The organism is Lysobacter sp. F60174L2 (assembly GCF_052547135.1).
The window spans coordinates 206668-232572 of record NZ_JBQWRA010000002.1; the positions used below are offsets into that span (position 1 = coordinate 206668).

Here is a 25905-nt window from a genome sequence, read left to right on the forward strand (position 1 = left end):
GCTTCTCTCCGTGGTGTGGCGGGGTTTTTTACTGGCCGGCGACCTGCCGGTCACGTCCGAAGTGCAGTTGCCCGGTCAGGTTGAGTGCCCTGCGCAACTGGTCGCCGGAGCGGGCCTGCAGCCAGATGTGGGCGACCCGGCCGTCGTCGAGCTCCAGCAATGTCTCGCGCGCCTCGATGTCGGGCTTGGTGACCAGTTCGGCGCGATACCACCGCACCTCGCGGCCGTCGACCAGGCCTTCTTCCTCGCGGTTGCTGCGTTGGGGTTCGAACGGCGAGTCCTTGGCGATGTAGACGCCGAAGGCCTCGGTACCGTCGGGCCGCAGTGCGCGGCAGAAATCGGAACCCCCGGTATTGCGATGTTCCCAGATCAGGTCGGTGCCCGCGGGCAGTTGCGGGCAGCCCGGTACGTCCTGCGCCTGCGCCGCGAACGCGGCCAGCAGCAGAACGGGCAGGCAGAAAGCCGTCTTCTTCATGTGATCCCCCGTGTTCGTGGCCGATCCCATGCGGCCACGGATGGACCATAATCGAGAATCAGGGCGTTGACAAACGCGGGGATTTCAGGTGCGCATGAACGGGGGCGCGCCGGATCCGGCCGGACCCGTCAGTCGGCGGGGTCGACCCGCACCGTAGCCTGCGGCGCATCGCCGAACTCCAGCGACAGCAACGTCAGTTGCCAATCGCCGACCGGCGCGCTCGGCGACTCCGGGATGTTGACCGTGACCGGGACCGCGCTGCCCCCGGGCGGGGTGAATTCGAACGCGACATCGGCATCGCCGGCGCGGATGCACTGCACACCCGGCGGACAGCGCGAATCGGCGGTGACCCCGACGTAGCGCAGCGCGGCATCGCCGGGCAGGGCGACCTGCTCGCTGACCCGCAAGGTGACGGGCTGTCCAAGGGCGGCGGTGCGCACATCGCCGCTGGCGCAACCGGGCAGGGAGCCGGCGGCGCAGGACACCAGGCAGGCGAGGGTCAGGGAACGGGTCATGACGGCTCCATCAGGTGTGGGGGCGTTGCGGTCGGAACGTAGCGCGGCTGGTGTGAACATCCGGTGCGCTTCGTTGGGGCCTCCGGTCAGGGCATCGGGATCGGTGCGGTGAGCAGGGTGACATCGCCATCGCCATCGATATGGATGGTCATCCGGCGGTCGTACTCGGACTCGTCCATCGGCTCCACTTCGCAGCCGCACAGCGCGGCGGCGATGCCGGGGGCGGTGTTGCTGTGGCCGACCACCAGCACCGTCCCGGAGGAATGGGCATCCAGCAGCCGCGTGGCCAGTGCCTGGGCGGGCTCCTCGCCGGCATAGGGGATGATCGGCAGGCCGTGCGCCTGTGCGGTAGGCGTGGCGGTCTGGCGGGTGCGGCGGGTGTCGGTGGAATACACCGCAACCACGTCGGTGTCCGCCAGGGTGTCGGCGATTGCCTGCGCCCGCGCGCGGCCGGCAGCGGTGAGCTCCGGGTCGTCTGAGCCGTCGGGCACTTTTTCGGCGTGGCGCACGATCACGAAGTCGCGCGAATGGTCGGCGCCGGGCCAGCTGGCGCAGCCGGCCAGCGAAGCCAGCGACAATGCGATCGCGGCGCGCGTCATGGAACGGACATGGGGCATCGGGTGACTCCGGTGGCAACCCCGCGATAGTGCGCCGGGCACCGTGTGGTGCGCCAGACGCGCCGCAACAATCGATGCGGGGTCAGCCGGGCGCCAGCGCGATCACCAGGCCGCGTGCCGCCGCCAGCCGCGCCGTGGCATCGGGCAGGTCCAGCGTCAACCGCAGCTTGTCCGGCCCGTCCATGCGGTAAAGCGCGGGCTGGCCCTGGATCAGCTTGATGATCGCCATGGGGTCGACATTGGGCTTGTCGACGAACTGCACGCGGCCGCCCTTCTCGCCGAGGTCGAGCTTGCTGATGCCCAGCGCGGTGGCCTGCAGCTTCAGTTCGGCGACCGCGAACAGGTGCTTGGCCGGGTCCGGCAGCAGGCCGAAGCGGTCGATCATCTCGACCTGCAGCTCGCGCAGGTCGGCGCTGTCGCGGGCGCCGGAGATGCGCTTGTACAGGGTCAGGCGGGTGTGGACGTCGGGCAGGTAGTCCTCGGGGATCAACGCCGGCACGTGCAGCTCGACTTCGGCGCCGCGCACGCTCTGGCCGTCGACATCGGGCAGCTCGCCGCGCTTGATCGAGCGCACCGCGCGTTCCAGCAGCTCGGTGTAGAGGCTGAAGCCGACCTCGGCCATCTGCCCGCTCTGGTCCTCGCCGAGCAGCTCGCCGGCGCCGCGGATCTCGAGGTCGTGGGTGGCCAGGGTGAAGCCGGCGCCGAGTTCGTCCATCGAGGCGATCGCGTCCAGCCGCTTCTTCGCGTCGGTGGTGATCGAGCGGTGGTCAGGCACCACCAGGTAGGCATACGCGCGGTGGTGCGAACGCCCGACGCGGCCGCGCAACTGGTGCAGCTGGGCGAGGCCGAACTTGTCGGCGCGGTTCATGATGATCGTGTTGGCGTTGGGGATGTCGATCCCGGATTCGATGATCGTCGTGCACAGCAGCACGTTGAAGCGCTGCTTGTGGAAGTCGAGCATCACCCGTTCCAGCTCGCGCTCGGGCATCTGGCCGTGGGCGATGCCGATGCGCGCTTCCGGCACCAGCTCCTGCAGCTCGCGCTGCATCCGGCCGATGCTCTCGACGTCGTTGTGCAGGAAGTAGACCTGGCCGCCGCGCGAGATTTCGCGCTGGAACGCCTCGCGCAGCTGGCTGTCGTCCCACGGCACGACGAAGGTCTGCACCGCCATCCGGTGCGCCGGCGGAGTGGCAATGATCGACAGGTCGCGCAGGCCCGCCATCGCCATGTTGAGCGTGCGCGGGATCGGAGTCGCGGTCAGGGTCAGCAAATGGACGTTGGCGCGCAGGGCCTTGAGCGCTTCCTTCTGGCGCACGCCGAAGCGCTGCTCCTCGTCGACGATGACCAGCCCGAGGTCCTTGAACTTCACGTCCTTCTGCAGCAGCCGGTGGGTGCCGACGATGACGTCGATCTCGCCACGCGCGGCCTTCTCCAGCTCGGCCTTGATCTCCTTCGTCGTCTTGAAGCGCGACAGCACCTCGACCTTCAGTGGCCAGTCGGCGAAGCGGTCGCGGAAATTGCGGTAGTGCTGCTCGGCCAGCAGCGTGGTCGGCACCAGCACCGCGACCTGCTTGCCGGCCGCGGCGGCGGCGAACGCGGCGCGCACCGCGACCTCGGTCTTGCCGAAGCCGACGTCGCCGCATACCACGCGGTCCATCGGCTGGCTCGATTGCAGGTCGCGGACGACCGCCTCGATCGCGGCGAGCTGGTCGGGGGTTTCCTCGAACGGGAAGCCGGCCGCGAACGGCTCGTACATCGCCCGGTCCAGCTCGATCGCGAGACCCGCGCGGGCCTGCCGCTTGGCCTGGATCTCCAGCAGTTCGGCGGCGACGTCGCGGACCTTTTCCTGCGCCTTGCGCTTGGCCTTGGTCCACTGCTCGCCGCCGAGCGAATGCAGCGGCGCGGTCTCGACCGAGGCGCCGGAGTAGCGGTTGATCAGGTGCAACTGCGCGACCGGCACGTACAGGCGGTCGCCCTTGGCGTACTCGATCTCGACGTATTCGTTCTTCTCGCCGCCGGCCTCCAGCGTGATCAGACCGCGGTAGCGGCCGACGCCGTGGTCCTCGTGGACGATCGGCGCGCCTTCGGACAACTCGCCGAGGTCGCGGATGATCGCCTCGGGCTCGCGGCCGACGCGCTTGCGCCGACGCGGCTGGCTGGCGCGCTCGGGGAACAGTTGGCGTTCGGTCAGCGTGGTCAGTTGCGGCTGGTCGAGCACGAAGCCGTTGTCGAGCGGCGCGACCGCAATCGCGAAGCGCGCCAGCTTCCCTTCTCCCGCGTGCGGGAGAAGGTGCCCGGAGGGCGGATGAGGGCGCTCTTCGCCCGCGGCGGCGACTTCGCGACCGGGCTTGCCCTCACCCCAACCCTCTCCCGCACGCGGGAGAGGGGGCACATTCGCGAAAGTCGGCCAGTCTGAAAGTACCTCGGGTTGCAGTCCCGCGGCCTGCAGGATCTCCAGCAACGCCTCGCGCCGCCCCGGCGAATCGGCCGCCACCAGCACGCGGCCCGGATAGCTGTCGAGGAAGGATTTCAGCGCTTCGGCCGGGACGTGGTCGCGCGCGGTGATCGGCAGGTCCGGTGCCGGCTGGCTGGCCAGCACGTGGGCGCGCTCGCGCTGCGGATGGCCTTCGCCGCAAACCTCGATCCGTTCGCCCTGGTTGAGCCGCTCGCGCAGCGCGTCCGGCGACAGGTACAGCGCATCGGGCGGCAGCAGCGGGCGTTCGAGGTCGTGGCGGCGCTGCTCGTAGCGGTCGCCGGTGTGGGTCCAGAACTGCTCGGCCGCCTCCAGCGCACCCTCGCCAAGCAGCGGCAGGGCGTTGTCGCCGAGGTAGTCGAACAGGGTCGCGGTCTGCTCGAAGAACAGCGGCAGGTAGTACTCGATGCCCGATGGCGCGGTGCCGGCCTTGAGGTCCTGGTACAGCGCGCTGCGGCGGGTGTCGAGGTCGAAGCGCTCGCGCAGCGCGTCGAGCGCGCGCTTCAGCGACGCCTCGTCGAGCGGCAGTTCGCGGCCCGGCAGCAGGTGCACCGCGTCGATCTTGTCGAACGAGCGCTGGGTCTCCGGATCGAAGCCGCGGATGGTGTCGATCTCGTCGTCGAGCAGTTCGACCCGGAACGGCTGGTCGGCGCCCATCGGGTAGACGTCGAGCAGGCCGCCGCGCACCGCGAAGTCGCCGGGGTCGAGTACCTGCGGCACGTGGCGGTAGCCGGCCGACTCCAGGCGGCGCTTCTCGGCATCGAGGTCGAGCCGCTGGCCGACCTGCACGTCGAAGCTGCCGCCGACCACGTGGCGTAGTGGCGCCAGGCGTTGCAGCAGCGTCTGCACCGGCACCACCACGATGCCGCGCTTGAGCGACGGCAGCCGGTGCAGGGTCGACAGGCGTTGACTGACGATTTCCGGGTGCGGGCTGAAGTGGTCGTAGGGCAGGGTCTCCCAGTCCGGGAAGGGCAGCACCGGAGTGCCGCCCGTGTCCGCGGCGGCCTCGCCGAGCAGGGTGCGCAAATCCGCTTCGAGCTGATGCGCGGCGTGGTTGTCGCGCGCGATCAGCAGCAGCGGGCCGTCGTGGGCGGCGGCCGCGCGGGCGACGTGGAAGGCGAGGGCCGAGGGCGAGGCCGGCGCACGCCACCAGGCGCGCTGCTGGCCCGCTTGCGGCAGCGGCGGAGTGGGGAATGTGGGGGAAGGCATCAGCCGGCAATTTTAGCCGATGCATCGGCGCCCTGCCGTGGGCGGCGGACCTGCCGGAGCGGCTTCAGCCGCGATCTGAAACCGTTCGTCCGTGCCGGCTCCCGATCGCGGCTGAAGCCGCTCCTACGCTCCCGAGAGTCAGAGCGGCCTGTCGAGGTGCAGGACCACCCGGATCAGGCTGTCGTTCTGCGACTCGCGTTCGAAGCCCAGCGACTTGGCCAGTGCCAGCATCGGCAGGTTGTGCTCGAAAACGTCGCCGTAGATCCGCTCCAGCTTCTTGCTGCGCGCCCACTTGACCAGCCGGGTCATCAGGTAGCGGCCCAACCCCATGCCCTTGATGTAGCGGCTGACCAGGATGGCGAACTCGCCGGCGCGCCCGTCCGGATCGACCACGATCCGCGCCACGGCGCCCACCAGTGCCTCGCCGGGCGGCAGCGGCTCGGCCGCCACCAAGGCGAATTCGCTCTTGGGGCTGATCCGGGTGAAGCGCTCGGCCATCTCCGGGCTCAGCTCCTGCAACGAATGCAGGAAGCGCTGCCGCACCTCGTCGGGCTGCAGCAGGCCGAAGCCGGCGCGCAATGGCTCGGCATCTTCGGGACGGATGGGACGGATCAATACTTCGCGCCCGTTGGGCAGCGTCTGGCGCTCATGCCAGGGGGGGAGACGTTCGCGCGCGGTCATGGCCGGATAGTGGCATACCAAATGTAAACAGCATCTTCATTCCGTGGTCACGCGGTCGCCGGTGTCCGGGGGCACCACGACAGGGCGTTCGCGGCCCGGTGCTAGACTCGCGCCGCTCACAGACTCGGGAATTCCAGCATGGCCGGTGGTGGTGATTCGACCCGCGCGATTTTCTTCGCACTGGGTGCCAACTTCTCGCTCGCCGTCGCCAAGGGCGTGGCGGCGTTCTTCACCGGTTCCAGCGCGATGATGGCCGAGACCGTCCACTCGTTCGCCGACTGCGGCAACCAGGGCTTGCTGCTGCTCGGCATGAAGCAGTCCAAGCGCCCGGCCACGCCGGAGTACCCGCTGGGTTACGGCAAGGCGATCTACTTCTGGTCGTTCCTGGTCGCGCTGATGCTGTTCACCGTCGGCGGCATGTTTTCGCTGTACGAGGGCATCCACAAGCTGCAGGTGCATGAGGCGGTCGACATCGGCAAGCTGTGGTGGGCGGTCGGCGTGCTGGTGTTCGGCATCGTGGTGGAGGGCATCTCGATGCGTGCCTGCCTGCAGGAGGTCAACAAGTCCCGCGGTCACCGCAGCCTGTGGCGCTGGTTCCGCGAGAGCCGCCAAGCCGAACTGGTGGTGATCTTCGGCGAGGACCTGGCGGCGTTGCTCGGCCTGGTGTTCGCGCTGTTCGCGGTCGCGTTGACCATGGTCACCGGCAACCCGCTGTGGGATGCGCTGGGCACGATCGCGATCGGCGCATTGCTGATCATCGTCGCGGTGTTCGTCGCGATCGAGGTCAAGGCATTGTTGATCGGCCAGAGCGTCGATCCCGAGCGCCAGCAGCAGATCCACCAGTTCCTCGACGGGCGTCCGGAAGTCGCCGAGACCATCAGCGTACTGACCCTGCAGCTCGGCAACGACGTCATGGTCTCGGTGCAGGCACGCATGCGCGAGCGCGAGAACGTGCGGGTGATGATCGGCGAGATCAACACCGTGGAAGTCGCGATGAAGCAGGCGTTCCCGGAAGTGCGCTGGAGCTTCTTCGAGCCGGAAGCCGGCGCGGGCGCTCCCTGACGAGGGCCCGGGCGGCGCTCCGCGGGGCTGGTCGGCAAGCCGACAGTTCGCGCGACGTTAACGGTCGCCTGTTCAGAATCGCCGGCTTTCCCGTTTTGACCCCACAGGATCGCCGTGCACCGACGCCAGCTCCTCAAGGCTGCCATCTGCTCCCCCGTTGTCTGGGCGGGGGCGGCCATGCCGTGGGCGGCTGGCGCACAGACGGGTGGCGATTCCGGGACGTTCGACGCCGGGGTGGTGAGCCGACTGGCGCGCGGCCTGGCGTCCAGGCCGTTCGCCGCGGCGCCCGACGACCTGCCCGCCTGGCTGTCCGGCGCCGATTACGACCGCTGGCGCGACATCCGCTTCCGGCCGGGCGAGGCGTTGTGGCGGGGGCAGGGCCGGGGCTTCGAGCTCCAGTTCTTCCATCGCGGCTACCTCCACCGCGAGCGCGTCCGCATCGATGAAGTGATCGACGGGAAGGTGGTCGAGATCCCCTACCAGCCCGACCAGTTCGACTTCGGCAAGGATGCAACGGCCGTGGTCCCGGACCCGTCGCTGGGCTTCGCCGGGTTCCGCGCGCACGCCGCGTTGAACACACCGGACTACCTCGACGAAGTCTGCGCATTCCTCGGCGCCAGCTACTTCCGCGCGGTGGCGCGCGGCGAGGTGTACGGACTGTCCGCACGCGGCCTGGCGCTGGGCACCGGCGACCCGCGCGGCGAGGAGTTCCCGCGCTTCACCCGGTTCTGGATCGAGCGCCCGGCATCCGACGCCAGTCAGCTGGTGATCCACGCGCTGCTCGACGGGCCGTCGGCCAGCGGTGCATTCCGTTTCGTGGTCACCCCGGGCGTGGAAACCGTCTTCGACGTCGACATGCGCCTGTATCCGCGGGTCGAACTGGACGCGGTCGGGATCGCGCCCTTGACCAGCATGTATTACTTCGACTCGGCCGATCGCGCCGGGATCGACGACTTCCGCGACGCGGTCCACGACTCCGACGGGCTGGCCCTGCATGGCGAGGACGGCTCGCTGTCCTGGCGCCCGCTGCAGAATCCGCCGACGCTGCAGGAGAGCAGCTTCGACGGCGCCCGCGGGTTCGGGCTGATGCAGCGCAAGCGCCGGTTCGAGGATTTCGGCGACAGCGAGGCGCGCTACCACGACCGGCCGAGCCTGTGGGTCGAGCCGGGCCGTGGCTGGGGGAAGGGCCGCGTGCACCTGTTCGAGCTGCCGACCGCCGACGAGTACCAGGACAACATCGTCGCGTTCTGGCGCCCGCGCAAGCCGTTGAAGGCCGGGGCAGAACACCACTTCTCCTACCGCCTGCACTGGGGCCGGTCCCACCCGTGGCAGCCCGGCCTTGCGCGCGTCACACAGACCCGGGCCGGCGCCGGCCCCGATGGCCGTCGTCACTTCGTCATCGATTTCGATGGCGGCCCCTCCGACGCCATCGACGCACGGATCGACCTGGCCAGCGATGCCGGCCAGGTCGAAAATCCCGTGGTCGACGCGCGCATCGGCGGCGGCTGGCGTGCGGCATTCCTGCTCGACCCGGCCGACGCAGCGCTGGCCGAGTTGCGCCTGCGCATCGTCAAGGCCGATGGCACCCCCCTTTCCGAAACCTGGTTGTATCGATGGATCCGATGAACACGACCCCCGTCCCGCGCGTGGATGCGCCCATGCTGCCGCCGGAGGCGCCGCTGGCGATGCCGGTGCAGTCGCTGCAGGACGCCGCGCCGGCGCCACAGCGGCTGCCGGGCACGCCCGACACTATCGCCTGGCGTCGCCTTTGGGTATTCGGCGGTACCGCCGCGCTTACCGCGACCGCGACCGGGCAGTTGGGCTGGGCGTTGGCCGGCAACGGCCTTGCGCCGCTCGAGTACCTGGGCCTGGCGCTGTTCGCGGTGCTGTTCGTGTTCGTGGCGCAGAGCTTCATGAGCGCGCTGGCGGGGTTCGGCCGGATCGTGCACGGCTACCGCCGCCGCGAACGTCTCGGGCTGGTGGACGGCGGCCCGTTGCCGCCGCTGCAGACCCGCACGGCGCTGCTGATGCCGACCTACAACGAGGACCCCGAGCGGCTGATGGCCGGCGTGCAGGCGATCCACGAGTCGCTGGCGCGTACCCACCGCCTTGCAGACTTCGACTTCTTCATCCTCAGCGACACCACGAAACCGGAGATCCGCGAGCGCGAACTGGTCGCGTTCAACGCGCTGCGCCGGGAGGTCGGCGAGGATGCCCGGCTGTTCTACCGGCTGCGCCCCGACAACGTGGAGCGCAAGGCCGGCAACATCGCCGAGTGGGTGCGCCGCTTCGGTGCGGCCTATCCGCAGATGCTGATCCTCGATGCGGACAGCCTGATGACGGGCAAGTCGATCGTGCGGCTCGCGATGGCGATGGAGCGCAACCCCGGCGTCGGGTTGATCCAGACCCTGCCGGTGGTGGTCAACGGCAGCACCGCGTTCGCGCGGATGCAGCAGTTCGCCGGCCGCGTGTACGGGCAGGTGCTGGCGGTGGGCAATGCGTGGTGGCATGGCACCGACGGCAATTACTGGGGCCACAACGCCATCATCCGCACGCGCGCGTTCGCCGAGCAGGCCGGCCTGCCGCCGCTGCTGGGCCGCAAGCCGTTCGGCGGCGCGATCCTCAGCCATGACTTCGTCGAGGCGGCGCTGCTGCGCCGCGGCGGCTGGGCCGTGCACCTGGTGCCCGGTCTTGGTGGCAGTTACGAGGAAGGTCCGCCGTCGCTGACCGACATGCTGGTGCGCGATCGCCGCTGGTGCCAGGGCAACCTGCAGCATGCTGGCGTGCTGCCGGCCAAGGGCCTGCACTGGCTCAGCCGCTGGCACCTGATGACCGGCATCGGCCACTACATCACCGCGCCGATCTGGGCGATGCTGATCGTGATCGGCGTTCTGATGACGATGTCGAGCGGCGGGATCCCGGTCGAGGCGATGGATGCCGCCGGCAGCGGCCAGGCCTGGCTGGCGCGCGAAGCGGTGGGGCGGTTCCTGTGGGTGTTCGGCCTGACCATGACGCTGCTGCTCGGCCCGAAGCTGCTGGGCTTCGTGCTGAACTTCGTCGACCCCTGGGCCCGGCGCGGCTGCGGTGGGGCCTGGCGCATGCTCGCGGGGTTGTTGCTGGAAACGCTGCTGACCACGCTGATGGCGCCGGTGACGATGTACGTGCAGTCGCGTGGCGTGCTGGAGGTGCTGGCCGGGCGCGATTCGGGCTGGGAAAGCCAGCGCCGCGACGATGGCACGTTGCCGTGGTCCGGCCTGGTCCAGCGCTACGGCGGCGTCACCGCATGCGGCGTGGTGCTGGCGGTGGCAGCCTGGCTGGTGTCGCCGCCGCTCATGCTGTGGATGAGCCCGGTGCTGGTCGGCATGATCCTGTCGATCCCGCTGGTGGCGGTGACCTCGGCGCCGGAACCGGGGCGCTGGTTGCACGAGATCGGCGTGTTCCGTACGCCGGAAGAAACCGCGCCACCGCCGGTGCTTGCGCGTGCCCAGGCGTTGCGCGGCAACCCGTGGATACGGCCGCGCCGGTTCGGCCAGTTGCCGCTGCCGGAGGTGCCGCAATGGACGCGCACGGCTGCGACGGTATCGTCGGAATGGCTGCGGCAGAAGGGCGGCGCGTTTGCCGCGCGGCTGGAATCGCGGCGCTGAGGCGAATGGCGCCGGGCAACCGGGTGTCTACGCGGCGGGCTTGAGCCATTCCACCCGCGACGAAGCCCCGGCCTCGCCCAGTGCGCCCTGCAGCAGCGGCAGCATCGAGGCCAGCGTGCTGTCGAGTTGCCACGGCGGGTTGAACAGCAACATGCCGCTGCCGTTCATGCGCAGCGGCGAATCGTCGGGGTGGATCATCAACTCGGCCAGCAGCGACGACTTGGCCGGCACCGTGGCCGCGCGGCGCAGGAACGGTTGCAGCGAGCGACGCCGCTTGATCGGATACCAGACCGCATAGGTCGCCTGCGGCCAGCGCGTCAGCGCCTCGCGCACGGCACCGATGATGTGGTCGAACTCTTCCAGTTGCGCCTCGTAGGGCGGGTCGATCAGCACCAGTCCGCGGTTGAAGCGGGTCACGCCGAACTTCGGTGGCAGCAGCGCCTTCATCGCCGCGTAGCCGTCGCGTGCGTGCACCGCGACACGCGGATCGCGGGCGAAATTGCTCTTGAGCTGCGCGGCCTCCTCGGGCAGCAACTCGCAGGCGGCGATGCGGTCGTCCTCGCGCAGGGCGTGCGCCAGCAGCCACGGCGAGCCGGGGTAGCTGGCGTGGCCGTGTTCGGCACGGCAGGCGCGGATGGCAGCGAGGTAGCGGCTGATGGCCGAGTGTTTCGGCGCCTCCGCCAGCAGCCGGCCGATACCGCCCTCCGCCTCGCCGGTGCGTTGCGCGGAGTTGCTGTCGAGCGCGTACAACCCGCGCCCGGCGTGGGTGTCGAGCGCGAACACGGGCGTCGGCTTGGCCAGCAGGGCGTCGCAGACGGCCAGCAGCACGACGTGCTTGAGGACATCGGCGTGGTTGCCGGCGTGGAAGGCATGGCGGTAGTTCATCGCGACAGGGTATCCCGCCGATGGCGCCGGCGGCTGGCTTATCCTGTCGACGCCCGCCATCGCGGCCGAATCCGGTCCCTGCCATGCCCCGAATCCTCCTGGTCGAAGACGAACCGGCGATCGCCGACACCGTGCAGTACGCCTTGCGCGCCGATGGCTTCGAGCCGGTGCATTGCCTGACCGGCGGCGAGGCGCTGCGGCGGGTGGCGACGGAAGACTTCGCCTTGGCGGTACTCGACGTTGGCTTGCCGGATATCGGTGGCTTTGCCCTGTGCCGGGAATTGCGCCGCGGGCGCGAGCTGCCGGTTATCTTCCTGACCGCGCAGGGCGCCGAGGCCGACCGCATCCTCGGGCTGGAAATCGGCGCCGACGACTACGTGACCAAGCCGTTTTCGCCCCGCGAGCTGGTCGCGCGGGTGCGGGTGGTGCTGCGCCGGGCCGGCGGCGCCGCGACCGAGCCACCGGCCGCTGCCGCCGGATTCGACCATGACGCGGACGGCAAGCGCATCCGTTTCCGCGGCCAGCCACTGGACCTCACCCGCTACGAGTACGGATTGCTTGCCGCGCTGCTGCAGCGGCCTGGCGCAGTGCTGTCGCGGGCGCAACTGATGGACCGGGTCTGGGGCGACGCGCTCGACAGCGGCGACCGCACGGTCGACACCCATATCAAGACCCTGCGCGCCAAGCTGCGCGAGGTCGACGCCACCGCCGATCCGGTTCGCACGCATCGCGGACTGGGGTATTCCATCGATGCGCGGTGACGATGCCCGCGCCGGAATGACCCGGATAGGGGCGACGCGGTGAACATCGGCCTGCGGATCTTCCTCGGCTACTTCCTGATCGTCGCGCTGGCGGCGTTGCTGCTGGCGCAGGTGTTCGTCGAGCAGGTCAAGCCCGGCGTGCGCCAGGCGATGGAGGACACCCTGGTCGACACCGCCAACATGCTGGCCGAACTCGCGACCGACGACCTGGTCGCCGGCCGGATCGCGACCGGCCGCTTCGCGCGGCGCGTGCGCGAGGTGGCCGCTCGCGACTTCGGCGCCGAGATCTGGGGGTTCGACAAGCGCGCGGCCAGCTACCGGGTGTACGTGACCGATGCGCGCGGCATCGTGGTGTTCGACAGCAGCGGGCAGGCGACCGGCGCCGACTACTCGCGCTGGAACGACGTGTATCTGACCCTGCGTGGCGAATACGGCGCGCGCTCCACCCGGGCCGACCCCGACGATCCGGATTCCACCGTGATGCACGTCGCCGCCCCGATCCACGATGCCCGCGGCGCGATCATCGGCGTGCTGACGGTGGCCAAGCCGAACCGCGCGCTGCAGCCGTTCATCGCGCGCAGCCAGGCGGTGGTGCTGCGCTGGGGCGCGGTGTTGATGGGCGTGGCGTTGCTGGTCGGGCTGGTCGCGGCGTGGTGGTTGTCGCGACAGCTCGGCGGATTGCGTCGCTACGCCCACGCGGTGACCGCCGGCGAACGCGCCAGCCCGCCGGCATCGGCCGGCGAGTTCGGTGAACTCGGGCAGGCGCTGGAAACCATGCGCGTGCGGCTGGAAGGCAAGCAGTATGTCGAGCAGTACGTGCACAGCCTGACCCATGAGATGAAGGGACCACTGGCGGCGATCCGCGGCAGTGCGGAACTGCTGGAAACACCGCTGCCGGACGCCGACCGCGTGCGCTTCGCCGGCAGCATCCATGCCCAGAGCGAGCGGCTGGCGCAGATGATCGACAAGCTGCTCGCGCTCGCCGCGGTGGAGCACCGGCAGCGGATCGAGCAGCCCGTGCCGGTCGACGCGGCGGAACTGGCGGCCGAGGTGGCGGAACTGTGCGCGCCGGCCATCGCGGGTGCGGGCGTCGAGCTGGAACTCCAGATCGGGGCGGTCGGCCGGATCGAAGGCGATGCCTTCCTGTTGCGGCAGGCGCTGGCGAACCTGGTCGGCAATGCGGTCGAGTTCGCACCGGCCGGCAGCGTGGTCGGGCTGCGACTGCGGCGCGACGAGGGCGAGGCGGTGTTCGAAATCACCGACCAAGGCCCCGGCATTCCCGACTACGCCCTGCCACGGGTGTTCGAACGTTTCTATTCCTTGTCGCGCCCCGATGGCGGCAGCCGCAGCAGCGGTCTGGGCCTGTGTTTCGTCGCCGAGGTGGCGGCCCTGCATGGCGGTCGCGCCGAACTCGCCAATCGCGAAGGTGGCGGCGCGATCGCGCGGCTGGTCGTGCCACTGCGCTGAAGCCGGCCTGCCGGGCCGCGCACTTCACCCACGCTTCATCGTCGCCCCATCGTGCGCGCACCGCCGCCGCCGATCCTGCCGGCCAATGCCATGACAGGAGAACGGTATGCGACTTTGGATGAGGATAGCGATGGTGCTGGGGCTGACCCTGGCGATTCTGGTGCCGCTGACGATGGTCCGCGGGGTGGTGCACGAGCGGCAGGAGTACCGGCGCCAGGCCGTGGCCGACATCGCCCGCAGCTACGCGGGCGCGCAGACGTTCGCCGGGCCGGTGCTGGTGGTGCCGTACCAGGAGGAGATCGAGGTCGAGGAGCCCGACCGGTCGGGCATCGTCCGCACGGTGAGCAAGACGGTGCAGCGACGCTGGACGTTCTTTCCGAAGACCCTGGCGGTCGAGGGCGAGCTCAAGCCCGATATCCGCCGGATCGAACTGCACGAGGTCCGGGTGTACGAGTGGCATGGCACGGTCAAGGCCGCGTTCGAGGTCACCATTCCCGCTGACCACGGGGCCGGCAGGGAGCGCCGGATCGGCCAGCCGTATCTGAGCTACGCGATCTCCGACGTGCGTGGCGTGGCAGTGGCGCCGGCGTTGCAGGTGGACCGGCGGAGCCGTGCGCTCCAGCAGGGCGGTGCGCCCGGCCACGGGGGGCGCGAAGGCCTGCACGCGGTACTGGATCCGCTGCACCCCGGACAGCTGCGTCGCGTGCAGACCGAGCTCCAGCTGGTGCTGGCCGGCACTGAGCGCCTCGCACTGGTCCCGCTGGGTGAGCAGAACAATTTCGCGTTGTCGTCGAGCTGGCCCCACCCGCGCTTCGAGGGCAGCTCGCCGCGGACCCGGATCATCGAGGCCGACGGCTTCCGCGCCGGCTGGGACATCCCCGGCGTCGCCACCAACGCGCAGCAGGGTTACCTCGCAGCGCCCCGGTCCGATGACGGCACGCGTGCGGCGAACGCGCTGGCTGGCGTCGACACCGTCAGCGTGTCGCTGGTCGATCCGGTCGACGTGTATTCCAAGACCGACCGCGCCACCAAGTACGGCCTGCTGTTCGTGCTGCTGACCTTCATCGGTTTCTTCATCTTCGAGCTGACCAAGGCGCTGCCGATCCACCCGATCCAGTACGGCCTGGTCGGGCTGGCGCTGGCGATGTTCTTCCTGCTGCTGCTCAGCCTCAGCGAGCACGTCGAGTTCGGCTGGGCGTACCTTGCCGCCGGTATTGCGTGCATCGGGCTGATCACCTTCTACCTCAGCGCGGTGCTGCGCAGTGTCGTGCGCGCGCTCGGCTTCGCGGCGATGCTGTCGACGCTGTATGCCGCGCTGTACGGGCTGCTGGTATCGGAGGACAACGCGCTGGTGCTCGGCGCGGGTCTGCTGTTCGTGGTGCTTGCGACGCTGATGACGGTGACCCGCAAGGTCGACTGGTACCAGCTGGGCGGGCGCGCGCCGTCGCCGGCCCGCCGCGACCCCGGCCTGCCGGCGTCCTGAAACAGGTGGCGTGGCCGCTGGTCCGGAGGGTTGTCGTTTAACGGACCATGCGGCCGCGGCCGAGCGCCACGGCGCACCGCCCGCATCTTCCGATGCCCGAGGGGACGTTGACCTTGCATACCTCCATGACTCCGCTGACGGCGTCCGAACCGGTGCACGCCGCCCACCCCGCGAACCAGCAGCTGACCGTGCAGACGGTGGTCGGCGAGTCGATCGGCCGGTACGCCGCCGACATCGCCCGCCTGCACCTGGTCGTGTTCCGGGACTGGCCGCATCTGTATGAGCAGGGTGTGGAGGGGGACAGTCGCCACCTGCGGGCCTGCACCGACTCATGGCGCAGCGTGGCGGTGCTGGTGTTCGACGCGGGCACGCTGGTGGGGGCATCGACCGGCTTGCCGCTGGCGGATGCGGCCGACGCGATCCGGCAACCTTTTGCCGATGCGGGCGTGGACATCCAGCGGGTGTTCCATTGCGGCGGTTCGGCGTTGCTGCCGGCGTACCGCGGACGCGGCCTCGGCCATCGTTTCTTCGACGAGCGCGAGTCGCATGCGCGGATGCTGGGCGACTTCGACCGGATGGCGTTCTGTGCGATCGACCGCGCTCCCGACCATCCGCGGCGACCGCCCTTCGGGCGCGACAACCAGGCCTTCTGGCAGCGCCGCGGCTACCGGCCGCATGCGGACCTGAAGATCGTGCTGGACTGGAGCGAGCCCGGCGAGGGCGTCGTGCCGCACACCCTGACCGCCTGGTTCCGCCCACTCGAACGCGCGCGCTGAACGCGATCCGGCGACGCGCTTCAACCTGCGGGCAGCAGCCCCGGTGCCAGCCACAGCGATGCCCCGGCCAGTGCCGAGCCGATCACGCTGGCGGCCAGCACATCGCTTGGGTAATGCAGCCCCAGCGCCACGCGCGAGGCGGCGACGCTGGCCGTGAACGGCGCCAGTACCCACGCCAGCGCCGGGTAGTGCGCGACCGCGACCAGGCTGAAGGCCACCGCATGAAGGGTATGGCCGGAGGGAAAGCTGAACTCGTCGAGCGGCGCGACCCAGGCCCGGATGCGCCGGTCCGATGCGAACGGCCGCGGCCGCCGGGTCCAGCGCTTCAGCAATTTGTACAGGCCAAGCGCGACGACACCGGTGGCGGCCAGGTGTGCGGATGCGGCCAGCCCCTGCATCCCGTCGACGACGACCATCATCGCCATCAGCCCGTACCAGAACACACCGTCGCCCAGGCGGCTGACCGCGGCGAAGTACCTGCGCGGCCGCAGCCCGCTGCAGGCGCGGTTGGCCTGCAGGCACCAGTGCGATTCACCGGCTGCGAGGCGTTTGTACAAGGGCAGCCGGTTCATGGCGTCCACCGTGGGCGAGTTGTTGCAACAGGGCGTCGAAGTCGGCCGCGACCTGCCGCGGCCGGAGTTGGCTGACCGCATCGACGGCCTCGCGGGACATCGCGGTGCGGGTGGCGTCGTCGTCGGCGAGCCGCGCCGCGGCGGCGATGAATCCATCGTCATCGCCGTCGGCGATCGCCGCGCCGTGCTCGCCATCGCGCAGGTGCTCGCGGATGGCACCGTAGTCGAAGGCGACCGGCGGGACACCGCTGGCCATCGCCTCCAGGGTCACGTTGCCGAAGGTCTCGCTGCGGCTGGGAAACAGGAACAGGTCGCCGCTGGCGTAGTGCCGGGCCAACGCTTCGCCGTGCTTCACGCCGGTGAAGATGAAGTCGGGATTGTCGGCCTCGATTTTCGCCCGTGCCGGGCCGTCGCCGACCCAGACGAAGCGTGCGTCCGGCCGCACCTGCTGCACGCGGCGGAACGCACGCACTGCGAGGTCGAGGTTCTTCTCCGCGGCAAGGCGGCCCACGTGCAGCACTACCAGGTCGTGTGGTCCCACACCCCATTCACCGCGCAGCGCGGTGTCGCGCCAACGCGGGTTGAAGCGCTCCGTGTCGACCGCGCGTGGCAGCCGCCGGACCTGCGTGAAGCCATGCCGTTGCAGGACGCCGGCAAGCTCGCGGGTCGGCACGAGGGTGGCGTCGGCGCGGTTGTGGAACCGGCGCATCCAGCCCAGCGCGACCGGTGCCACCCACGCGGCGCCGTAGTCGCGCATGTACTGGTCGAAGCGGGTGTGGAAGCCGGTCGCAACCGGGATGCCCAGGCGTCGCGCGGCCCGCAGCGCCGACCAGCCCAACGGGCCTTCGGTGGCGATGTAGATCGCATCCGGCGGATTCGCCTTCCAGTGGCGCAGCAAGTTGCGGGTCGCCGGGAGGCCGAACTGCAGGCCCGGGTAACGCGGCAGGCGGACGCCGCGCACCAGCAGCTCGCCGGTCGTGGCTGGGGGTGCCCCGGGTTGCCGCGGCCGGATCACGCCGACATCGTGCCCGCGTGCGCGCAACCCCTGCTCCAGCGCCTGCACGGTCAGCGCGACGCCGTTGACCTCGGGTGGGTAGGTTTCACTGACGATCGCGTAATGCATGCGCGGCTCCCCGGTTTGGGCAAGCGTGCGCTCAGGGCATGTCATGCGAATGGCAGTCCGGTGACCGCCGGATGACGCTTTACGGCGTGGTGCCGATCCGCAGCTTGACCCCCAGCGCCGCGATGTCGTGCGGTTCGCCGTCCAAGTCGGCCTTCAGCAGCGGCCGGGCTTCGAGCCAGCGCTGGTCGAGGATCAAGGTGAGGGTGTCGCCGTCGACGTGGGCATCCAGGCGCGGGATCGGGTCGGCCTCGTGGGCGCGATGCATCAGTACCGCCAGCCTCAGCAGTGCGGCGCTGCGACGGACCGCGGGCAGCAGGCGGTCGGGCAGGGCATCGAACGCGGTCCTGGGCACCTTGCGCCGGTGGGTCCGCACCAGCGCGGCGAGGAACTGCTGCTGCTGGCGCGAGAAGCCGGAGATGTCGGTGTGCTCGACCACGTAGGCGCCATGCACTTGGTACTGGCTGTGGGCGATGGTCAGGCCCAACTCGTGCAGGCGCGCGGCGCGGCTGAGCATCAGCCGGTCGTCGATGCCGAGTTGCCAGCCGTCGGCCACCTGGTCGAACAGCCGGAGCATCGTCGCCTCGACCCGGCCGGACTGGTCCTTGTCGATCCCGTAGCGAAGCATCAGCGCGGCGACCGATGCATCGCGCGGATCGTCGGCGCCGCCACGGCCGAGCATGTCGTACAGCACGCCCTCGCGCATCGCCGCCTTGCTGATCATCAGGCGTTGCAGGTCGAGCGCGTCGAACGCGGCTTCAAGGATCAGCAGTCCACCGGCGATGATCGGCCGGCGATCGGCGGGCAGGCCGGGCAGGTCGATCGCGTCGATCCGGCGGGCCTGCAGCAGGCGGTCGCGTACCTGCGGCAACGCTTCGGCGGTGACCGCGCCCTTGGTCAGCTTCATCGCCGCGCAGATGTCGCCGATCGCCTTGTTGGTGCCGGACGCGCCGATCGCATCGGTCCATCCGAGCGCACGGTAGGCGGCAGCGAACTGCTGGAATTCGGCGGTCACCTCGACCAGCGCTTCGCGCCAGCGGCGCTTGCTCAACTTGCCGTCGCCGAAGAACCGCATCGTGCTGGCCACGCAGCCCAGTTGCAGGCTCTCGCGCTCGATCGCGTCGAAGCCGCTGCCAATGATGCATTCGGTCGAACCGCCGCCGATGTCGATCACCAGCCGCAACTCGTCGGGCCTGGACGGCTGCGCGTGCGCCACCCCAAGGTAGATCAGGCGCGCCTCCTCACGGCCGGCGACCACTTCGATGGCGTGGCCGAGCGCGCTCTCGGCCGGCATCAGGAACGACTGCGGCGAGGCGAGCCGGCGCACGGTGTTGGTGGCGATCGCGCGAACCTGCTTCTGCGGAATGTCGCGAATGCGCTGGCCGAACCGCGACAGGCACTCGAACGCGCGCTGCCGCACTTCGGCGGACAGGGTGCCGCGACCGTCCAGGCCCTCGGCCAGCCGTACCTGCTCGCGCAGGCGGTCGACCACGCGCAGCTGGCCGAGCAGGTACTGCGAGACCACCATGTGGAAGCTGTTCGACCCGAGGTCGACTGCGGCGAGCAGGTCGCCGTCCTGCAATGGCAGCGCGGCGCTCGGGAAGATGTCCGTCATCGCGGAATGATCCTTCATCCGCAAAGTTTGGCCAACAGCCAGGCTTGTCCGGAGTGCGGTGCTTCCTCATCGTCGGGCTCGATCCGGACGTAGCTGCCGTCGGCCTGCAGCGCCCAGGCGTTGAGGTTGTCGGCCAGGTAGTTGGACAGCACTTCCTCGTGCACGCGGACCGCCAGTCCGGGGTCCAGTATCGGGAAGCAGGTCTCGACCCGGCGCAGCAGGTTGCGTTCCAGCCAGTCGGCGCTGGCACCGAACAGCTCGGGCGCGCCGTCGTTGCCGAACCAGTAGACGCGGCTGTGTTCGAGGAAGCGCCCGACGATCGAGCGCACCCGGATGTTGTCGCTCACGCCGGGCACGCCAGGCCGCAACGTGCAGGCGCCGCGGACGATCAGGTCGATCTGCACGCCGGCCTGCGATGCGCGGTACAGCGCGCTCACCACCCGCACCTCGTTGAGGGCGTTCATCTTGGCGACGATGCGCGCCGGGCGGCCGGCGAGCGCGTGGGCGGTCTCGCGCTCGATGCGTTGCAGCACCCCGGCGTGCAGGGTGAACGGCGATTGCAGCAGGCACTCGAGCGTCAGCCGCGGCGCCAACCCGGACAGTTGCTGGAAGATCAGGTGGACATCGTTGCCGATATCCGGATTGGCGGTGATCAGGCCGATGTCGGTGTACTGCCGCGCGGTGCCGGCGTGGTAGTTGCCGGTGCCCAGGTGCACGTAACGGCGCAGCCGCGTGCCCTCGCGGCGCACCACCAGCAGCATCTTGGCGTGGGTCTTGTAGCCGACCACGCCGTAGACCACCTGCACGCCGGCTTCCTGCAGGCGGTCGGCGAAGCCGAGGTTGGCCTCCTCGTCGAAGCGCGCGCGCAGTTCGACCACCACGGTCACGTCCTTGCCCTTGCGCGCGGCCTGGACCAGTTGCTCGACGATCTGCGAATCCTTGCCCGAGCGGTACAGGGTCTGCTTGATCGCCAGCACGCTGGGGTCTTCGGCCGCCTGCCGCAGCAGTTCCAGCACCGGCGTGAACGCGTCGAACGGGTGGTGCAAAAGCACGTCGCCGCGCGACACGGTGTCGAACATGCTGTCACTGCCCGGCAACGGCCGCGACTGGAACGGCGGGAACTTCAGGTCCGGTCGCTGGACCAGGTCGTAGACCTGGATCACCCGGTTGAGGTTGACCGCACCGTCGATCCGGTAGACCGCATTGGCGGGCAGGTCGAAGTTGTCCAGCAGCGTGCGCACGATCGGCTCGGGGCACTGCTCGGCGATCTCCAGCCGCACCGCGCGCAGGTAGCCGCGGCCGACCAGTTCGTCGCGCAGCGCCAGCGCGATGTTGTCGACTTCCTCCTCGTCGACCAGCAGCTCCGAATTACGGGTTACCCGGAACTGGTACGCGCCTTCGACCTCCATACCCGGGAACAGCTCGTCGACGAAGGTCGACAGCACGCTGGAGAGGAACACGAAGTCGTGCGGACCGCCGCTCACCGACTCGGGGATCTGGATGATGCGCGGCAACGAACGGGGTGCGCGCACGATCGCCAGGTTGCCCTCGCGGCCGAACGCGTCGCGGCCGTGCAGCACCACCACGATGTTGAGCGACTTGTTGAGGATCTTCGGGAACGGATGCGCCGGGTCCAGCCCCAGCGGCGACAGCACCGGCATCACTTCGTCGCGGAAGTAGTCGCGCAGCCAGCGCGACTGCGCGGCGTTCCAGCGGTCGCGCGCCAGCACGCGTACGCCGGACTTGGCCAGGGCAGGGCGCAGCATGTCGTTCCAGCAGTCGTACTGCGCATCGACCAGTTCGGCCGCACGTTCGTGGATGCGCGCCAGCACGGTGGCCGGCGCGAGCCCGTCGGGACCGGCCACCAGCCCGAGGTCATGCGCGTGGCGCAGGGTGCCGGCGCGGATCTCGAAGAACTCGTCGAGGTTGGTGCAGCTGATGCACAGGAATTTCAGCCGTTCCAGCAGCGGCACCTGCGGGTCCTGGGCCTGGGCGAGGACACGGAAGTTGAAGTCCAGTTGCGACAGTTCGCGGTTGAAGTACAGCGTCGGGTCGTGCCACGGGTCCTCGCTGCTGCCGGGCGCGGGGGCGGAGGGCGTGGACACCTCCGGCGCCGGGCTGGCGCCAGTCGCGGGTCCGGTCGGGCTTGCGGTCATGTCGTCGGGACGGGTCATGCATGCGCCTCCGCGCGTCCGGTATCGGCGTCACCTGCATCGCGCGGGCGGATGCGCTCACTGCCGAAGTGGCAGGCGAAGATGCTGCCACGGCCGACCTCGCTGGTGATCTCCAGCCTGGCCTGGTGCAGGTTGAGGATGTGCTTGACGATCGCCAGGCCCAGCCCGGTGCCGCCACTTTCGCGCGAGCGGCTGGTCGATACGCGGTAGAAGCGCTCGGTGATCCGCGGCAGGTGCGCGGCCGGGATGCCGTAGCCGCTGTCGCTCACTTCCAGCACCACGCCCCGGCCTGCACGCAGGAACCGGATGCCGATCGCGCCGCCGGCAGGGGTGTAGCGGACGGCATTGCTGACAAGGTTGGAGAACGCGCTGTGCAACTCCTTGCCGGCCCCGAACAGGTCGACCATCGCGCTGTCCTCGACGTCGATCCGGTGCCTGCCCTGGCTCAGCGCGTTGGCCTCGCGGCGCAAGGTGGTCAGCACGGGCGCCATGGCCACGGTTTCCTCGGTCGACAGCGTGCCCTGCGACTCCAGTCGCGACAGGGTCAGCAGGTCTTCCACCAGTTGGGTCATGCGCTGCGACTGTCGCTGCATCTCGTTGAACATCGGCTGCCATTCGGGCAGGTCTTCCTGCTCGATCATGTCCAGGTAGCCGTGGATCACGGTCAGCGGCGTGCGCAGTTCGTGCGAGACGTTGGCGACGAAGTCGCGGCGCATCTGCTCCAGTTGCAGCAGCCGGGTGACGTCGCGCGCGACCAGCAGCCACAGGTTTTCCGAGTAGGGGATCAGGCGCAGGCTCAGCGTGGTCGAGCTGTCCAGCGGCGACGGTGTCTCCAGCGCTTCCGCGTTGCGGCCACCGGCCAGCCAGTGCGCGAGCGGCAACGGCTGCAGGCGCTCCACCAGCGGGGCGTCGATGTCGTCGGGATACCGCAGGCCGAGCAGCGGCGTGCCGGTTTCGTTGAACCACTGGATGCGCTGGCTGTTGCGGTCCACCACCACGATCGCGTCCGGCAACGCCGCGGCCGCGGCGCGATAGGCGCGCAGCATCTCGACCAGGCGGCGCTTGCGTCCCCGCATCTCGACCTGGCCGCGATGCAGCAGGCGGTCGAGCTCGTTCCAGACCCCGATGCCGTCCGGCGGCGCGTAACGCTGGCGGGCGGTCAGGCGGCCGAGCACGCGGTGCAGCCGCCAGTAATGCCAGGCCACCACGCCCAGCGCGACGGTCGCCAAGACCTCCCACGGATAGCCGACCACGACACCGAGCACGGCCGCGCCCAGCAGGACCAGGACGAGCAGGCCGAGGGTCCGGAACCAGGCGGTGCGGGCGTGCGGAGGCATGAGTCGAGTATCCGGCAAATGACGTGACCGTCGCGGGTCAGTCGGTCATCGCGGCGGAGAACCGGTAACCCGAACCGCGCACGGTCTGGATCATGCCGTCCAGCTCATACGGCTCCAGCGTCTTGCGCAACCGGCGGATGTGGACGTCGACCGTGCGTTCCTCGACGTAGACACTGCCGCCCCATACGTGGTCCAGCAGTTGGGTGCGCGAATAGACGCGCTCGGGATGGGTCATGAAGAAGTGCAGCAGGCGGTATTCGGTCGGACCGATCTGGACCGGCTGGTCCGGGCCGCGGGCCTCTCCGTCTACGGCCTTGCCGCGGGCGAACACCCGGTGCGCCAGGCCATCGATCCGCAACGCGCCGACGTCGATGCTGCCGTCCTCGTCGTCCTCGCGCGAGCGCCGCAGCACCGCGCGGATGCGCGCCAGCAGCTCGCGGGCCGAGAAGGGTTTCACCACGTAGTCGTCGACCCCGGCCTCGAGGCCGCCGACGCGGTCGTTCTCCTCGCCGCGCGCGGTCAGCATGATGATCGGGATCTCGCGGGTCAGCGTCTCCTTGCGCCAGCGCCGCGCCAGCTCCAGGCCGCTGGTGCCGGGCAGCATCCAGTCGAGCAGGATCAGGTCGGGCACGCGGTCGGCGATCGCGGCCTGGGCCTCGCGGGCATCGCCGGCGTGGATCGGCTCGTACTCGCCCTTGCGCAGGGCGAAGGCCACCATGTCGCGGATGGCGGGTTCGTCTTCGACGATCAGGATGTGTTTCTGCACGGGTCACCGGGGGCGTGGACGGAAGCCTTCCCGGGAGGCGGTGTTCCGGCCATGTCCCCGGGGCCGCCCCAGTACACTACCGTTTTGTGACGCGACAATGACAACGTCGCTGAACTGTCACGATCCTCAGCGCCGGTCCAGCACTTCGTCATAGATGCCCTGGCGGTGCAGTTCCAGCACCACCGGGGTGATCTGCGCGATCCGCGCCTCGATCCGGGCCCGCGCGTAGTAATCGACTTCAGGCCGCTTTTTCAGCGTGTTGAGCTGGATCAGCGCCTGTTCCGCGCGACCGCCCAGGAAGGCCGCCTCCGCATAGGCTTCGCCGGCACGGATCGGTTCGCCGGCGACTTCGCTGGCGCGCGCATAGATCCGCTGGAACGCGGGATCGTCCGAGGAACGCGCCAGCAATGGCCGCAGCACCGCCTGGGCATGCTTGCCGGCGGCGATGGTGTTGCGCTCCGACAGGACCTGGGCGTAGGTGAGGGCGACGGCGCGATTGTTGGGCGCCCGGGACAGCAGGCGCGCGAAGCGCTCGTCCGCGGCATCGCGCTGGCTGCCGCGCGCCTGCGCTTCGGCCAGGCCGAGCTCGATCCACAGGTCGCCGGGACGCTCGTCCAGCAAAGCCTCCAGATCGTCGATCGCCGCCCCGATGTCGTTCGCACGCAACCGTGCGATTGCCCGGCCATAACGTTGCGCCTCGTCCAGCTTGCCGCCGTGGGTCATCTGCTCGTATTCGCGCAGGGCCGCGCGGGGGCTGTCCGCACTCAGCACGCGCAGGCGTTCGCGGGCCAGCTCGAACACGCCGGTGCCTCCACGCGCGAGCACGTCGCTCGAAATCGTCAGGCCGCCGGGAAGCAGGGGGTTGTCGGTGGCGATGGGCGCGGCCGCGAAGCCGGCGCCGGAGCGCTTGAGCTGCTCCGAGCGCGATTTCGCCTCGCTGATGCGGGTGGTGGTGACCGGGTGGGTGCGCAGGTAGTCGGGCGTGTCGTAGGCGCCGGCGCCGTTGGCCCGCGACTGGGTCTGCATGGTGACGAAGAATTCGGCCATCGCGTCGGTGTCGTAGTGGCTGCGCGACAGCGTCTGGATGCCGAGCCGGTCGGCCTCGTGCTCGTTGGAGCGGGTGTAGTTGATCTGGCGCTGCTGCATCAGGCCGAGGCCGGAGACGATCGCCGCCTGCGCCGCGTCGTCGCTGGAATTGCCGCCGGCCGACTGCGCCAGCACCACCGCGCCGAGCATCGCCAGCAGGATCGGCAACTGGTCGCGCTGGGCGCGCTCGACCCCGCGCAGCACATGCTCCTGGCTGACGTGGGCGATTTCGTGCGACATCACCGCGGCGACCTCGTCCTCGCGTTCCGCCGCCAGCACCAGGCCGGCGTTGACCGCGACGTAACCGCCGAGGGTGGCGAACGCGTTGATCTCGCGCTGGCGCAGCATGAAAAAGGTGAACCGCTGCCGTGGCGAGTCGCTGTTGGCTGCCAGTCGGGAGCCGAGGCTGTCGAGCCAGCTGTCGACCAGCGGGTCCTCCAGCGCGTAGTCGTAATGGCGCAGCTGCGCCAGCATCATCGCGCCGTACTCCTCCTGCTGGTGCGGCGTCAGCAACTGGCCGGCCGAGGAGCCGATATCCGGCAGCGAGTTCTGCGCCGGTGCGCAGACGCTGGCCAGGGCAAGGGTGACGGCGGCGGTGAGCAGGACGATGCGGCGCAAGCGTGACTCCCGGGTGACGCTGGACAGTTGCGGATCGTGGCTGACTGGAAAAGTGGGGGGCGAGGACCCATATTCCAGCAGCACGTCCCGGCAACACGTGTTCAACGGGACCATTCGACCATAACCGGTCACCCGAGTTCATTAACACATCCCCACGCAGGAGAATCGACCGTGAGCGATACAGCCACCCCCGCGATCGTCATGTACACATCCGCGGTCTGCCCGTACTGCATCGCGGCGAAGAACTTCCTCCAGAGCAAGGGCCAGACCTGGACCGAGGTCCGGATCGACCAGGATCCGGCCGAACGGGAGAAGATGATGGCGCTGACCCGGCGCACCAGCGTGCCGCAGATCTTCGTCGGCGAAACCCACGTGGGCGGCTACGACGACATGATCGCGCTGCACCGCGAGGGCAAGCTGGAACCGCTGCTGGCCGCTGGCGCCTGAACCGTTCGAGACTTTGGTCGAAAGCGGCGCCGCGCGGTTTTTGACATAATTCCGCGGTTCACACACGGCGCCGTACGGCCCTCCGCGGGCCATGTGCCGCCCCCAGCAGGAAGAAACCCCCA

General features: G+C 69.7%; 19 protein-coding genes and 3 pseudogenes. 8 read left to right on the top strand and 14 right to left on the bottom strand.

The genetic code is table 11. From position 1 onward, the window contains the following. Nucleotides 1-28 precede the first annotated feature (28 nt). The 6 genes and pseudogenes from ACT9AS_RS06060 to ACT9AS_RS06085 all read right to left on the bottom strand — a co-directional run bounded on the left by ACT9AS_RS06060 (nucleotide 29) and on the right by ACT9AS_RS06085 (nucleotide 5970). On the bottom strand, nucleotides 29-475 hold the full coding sequence (locus ACT9AS_RS06060; protein WP_445099241.1) for a hypothetical protein: 447 nt from the start codon (nucleotides 473-475) through the stop codon (nucleotides 29-31). A gap of 128 nt (nucleotides 476-603) precedes the next feature. After that, nucleotides 604-990 carry a hypothetical protein gene (locus ACT9AS_RS06065; protein WP_445099242.1) on the bottom strand — a complete coding sequence of 129 codons (387 nt, stop codon included), beginning with the start codon at nucleotides 988-990 and terminating at the stop codon, nucleotides 604-606. 86 nt (nucleotides 991-1076) lie between these two features. Beyond that, the gene (locus ACT9AS_RS06070) at nucleotides 1077-1607 is read right to left on the bottom strand and encodes a histidine phosphatase family protein (RefSeq protein ID WP_445099243.1); all 531 of its coding nucleotides are present in this window, start codon (nucleotides 1605-1607) and stop codon (nucleotides 1077-1079) included. 82 nt (nucleotides 1608-1689) lie between these two features. Then, nucleotides 1690-3876: pseudogene (gene mfd / locus ACT9AS_RS06075) on the bottom strand (transcription-repair coupling factor); the annotation flags it as partial. A 126-nt stretch (nucleotides 3877-4002) separates the two neighbouring features. Next, nucleotides 4003-5289: pseudogene (locus ACT9AS_RS06080) on the bottom strand (transcription-repair coupling factor); the annotation flags it as partial. Nucleotides 5290-5427: 138 nt separating this feature from the next. Beyond that, nucleotides 5428-5970, bottom strand: coding sequence for a GNAT family N-acetyltransferase (locus tag ACT9AS_RS06085; RefSeq protein ID WP_445099244.1), 543 nt, complete (start codon nucleotides 5968-5970; stop codon nucleotides 5428-5430). Nucleotides 5971-6108: 138 nt separating this feature from the next. Between ACT9AS_RS06085 and ACT9AS_RS06090 the strand changes: the two genes are divergently transcribed. The 3 genes and pseudogenes from ACT9AS_RS06090 to mdoH form a co-directional block, all read left to right on the top strand. Then, nucleotides 6109-7032 carry a cation diffusion facilitator family transporter gene (locus ACT9AS_RS06090; protein WP_445099245.1) on the top strand — a complete coding sequence of 308 codons (924 nt, stop codon included), beginning with the start codon at nucleotides 6109-6111 and terminating at the stop codon, nucleotides 7030-7032. Nucleotides 7033-7209: 177 nt separating this feature from the next. Further along, nucleotides 7210-8658, top strand: coding sequence for a glucan biosynthesis protein (locus ACT9AS_RS06095; protein ID WP_445099246.1), 1449 nt, complete (start codon nucleotides 7210-7212; stop codon nucleotides 8656-8658). Further along, nucleotides 8646-10550: pseudogene (gene mdoH / locus ACT9AS_RS06100) on the top strand (glucans biosynthesis glucosyltransferase MdoH); the annotation flags it as partial. The gene ACT9AS_RS06095 and the pseudogene mdoH, both read left to right, overlap by 13 nt. 153 nt (nucleotides 10551-10703) lie before the next feature. On the opposite strand, the gene ACT9AS_RS06105 reads toward mdoH, so the two are convergent. Beyond that, on the bottom strand, nucleotides 10704-11561 hold the full coding sequence (locus ACT9AS_RS06105) for a 23S rRNA (adenine(2030)-N(6))-methyltransferase RlmJ (protein WP_445099247.1): 858 nt from the start codon (nucleotides 11559-11561) through the stop codon (nucleotides 10704-10706). Between the two features lie 83 nt (nucleotides 11562-11644). On the opposite strand from ACT9AS_RS06105, the gene creB reads away from it, so the two are divergent. From creB to ACT9AS_RS06125, 4 genes are all read left to right on the top strand, one after another. Beyond that, nucleotides 11645-12322, top strand: coding sequence for a two-component system response regulator CreB (gene creB / locus ACT9AS_RS06110; RefSeq protein ID WP_445099248.1), 678 nt, complete (start codon nucleotides 11645-11647; stop codon nucleotides 12320-12322). Nucleotides 12323-12361: 39 nt separating this feature from the next. Further along, nucleotides 12362-13789, top strand: coding sequence for a two-component system sensor histidine kinase CreC (gene creC, locus ACT9AS_RS06115; RefSeq protein WP_445099249.1), 1428 nt, complete (start codon nucleotides 12362-12364; stop codon nucleotides 13787-13789). 118 nt (nucleotides 13790-13907) lie between these two features. Next, a complete protein-coding gene (creD, locus tag ACT9AS_RS06120) occupies nucleotides 13908-15272 on the top strand; it encodes a cell envelope integrity protein CreD (protein ID WP_445099250.1) in 1365 nt (454 codons plus the stop codon). A 125-nt stretch (nucleotides 15273-15397) separates the two neighbouring features. Beyond that, complete coding sequence (locus tag ACT9AS_RS06125) at nucleotides 15398-16048, top strand: GNAT family N-acetyltransferase (protein WP_445099251.1); 651 nt, start codon at nucleotides 15398-15400, stop codon at nucleotides 16046-16048. Between the two features lie 20 nt (nucleotides 16049-16068). Here the strand turns inward: ACT9AS_RS06125 and ACT9AS_RS06130 are convergent, their stop codons facing one another. From ACT9AS_RS06130 to ACT9AS_RS06160, 7 genes are all read right to left on the bottom strand, one after another. Beyond that, entirely contained in the window at nucleotides 16069-16620 is a 552-nt protein-coding gene (locus ACT9AS_RS06130; protein WP_445099252.1) for a phosphatase PAP2 family protein, read from the bottom strand. Further along, nucleotides 16580-17743, bottom strand: a complete 1164-nt coding sequence (locus ACT9AS_RS06135) for a glycosyltransferase (RefSeq protein WP_445099253.1) — start codon at nucleotides 17741-17743, stop codon at nucleotides 16580-16582. Before ACT9AS_RS06135 ends, ACT9AS_RS06130 begins: the two co-directional genes overlap by 41 nt. Before the next feature lie 79 nt (nucleotides 17744-17822). Continuing rightward, nucleotides 17823-19355: a Ppx/GppA phosphatase family protein gene (locus tag ACT9AS_RS06140; protein ID WP_445099254.1), complete on the bottom strand. Its 1533-nt coding sequence runs from the start codon at nucleotides 19353-19355 to the stop codon at nucleotides 17823-17825. A 14-nt stretch (nucleotides 19356-19369) separates the two neighbouring features. Beyond that, a complete protein-coding gene (gene ppk1, locus ACT9AS_RS06145) occupies nucleotides 19370-21511 on the bottom strand; it encodes a polyphosphate kinase 1 (RefSeq protein ID WP_445099775.1) in 2142 nt (713 codons plus the stop codon). 14 nt (nucleotides 21512-21525) lie between these two features. Further along, nucleotides 21526-22866 carry a phosphate regulon sensor histidine kinase PhoR gene (phoR, locus tag ACT9AS_RS06150; protein ID WP_445099255.1) on the bottom strand — a complete coding sequence of 447 codons (1341 nt, stop codon included), beginning with the start codon at nucleotides 22864-22866 and terminating at the stop codon, nucleotides 21526-21528. Nucleotides 22867-22903: 37 nt separating this feature from the next. After that, on the bottom strand, nucleotides 22904-23632 hold the full coding sequence (gene phoB / locus ACT9AS_RS06155; RefSeq protein WP_445099256.1) for a phosphate regulon transcriptional regulator PhoB: 729 nt from the start codon (nucleotides 23630-23632) through the stop codon (nucleotides 22904-22906). Between the two features lie 126 nt (nucleotides 23633-23758). Beyond that, nucleotides 23759-25450 carry a M48 family metalloprotease gene (locus ACT9AS_RS06160; RefSeq protein WP_445099257.1) on the bottom strand — a complete coding sequence of 564 codons (1692 nt, stop codon included), beginning with the start codon at nucleotides 25448-25450 and terminating at the stop codon, nucleotides 23759-23761. An 87-nt stretch (nucleotides 25451-25537) separates the two neighbouring features. Here ACT9AS_RS06160 and grxC point away from each other — a divergent pair, with 87 nt between their 5' ends. Then, nucleotides 25538-25783 carry a glutaredoxin 3 gene (gene grxC, locus ACT9AS_RS06165; RefSeq protein ID WP_445099776.1) on the top strand — a complete coding sequence of 82 codons (246 nt, stop codon included), beginning with the start codon at nucleotides 25538-25540 and terminating at the stop codon, nucleotides 25781-25783. Nucleotides 25784-25905: the final 122 nt, after the last annotated feature.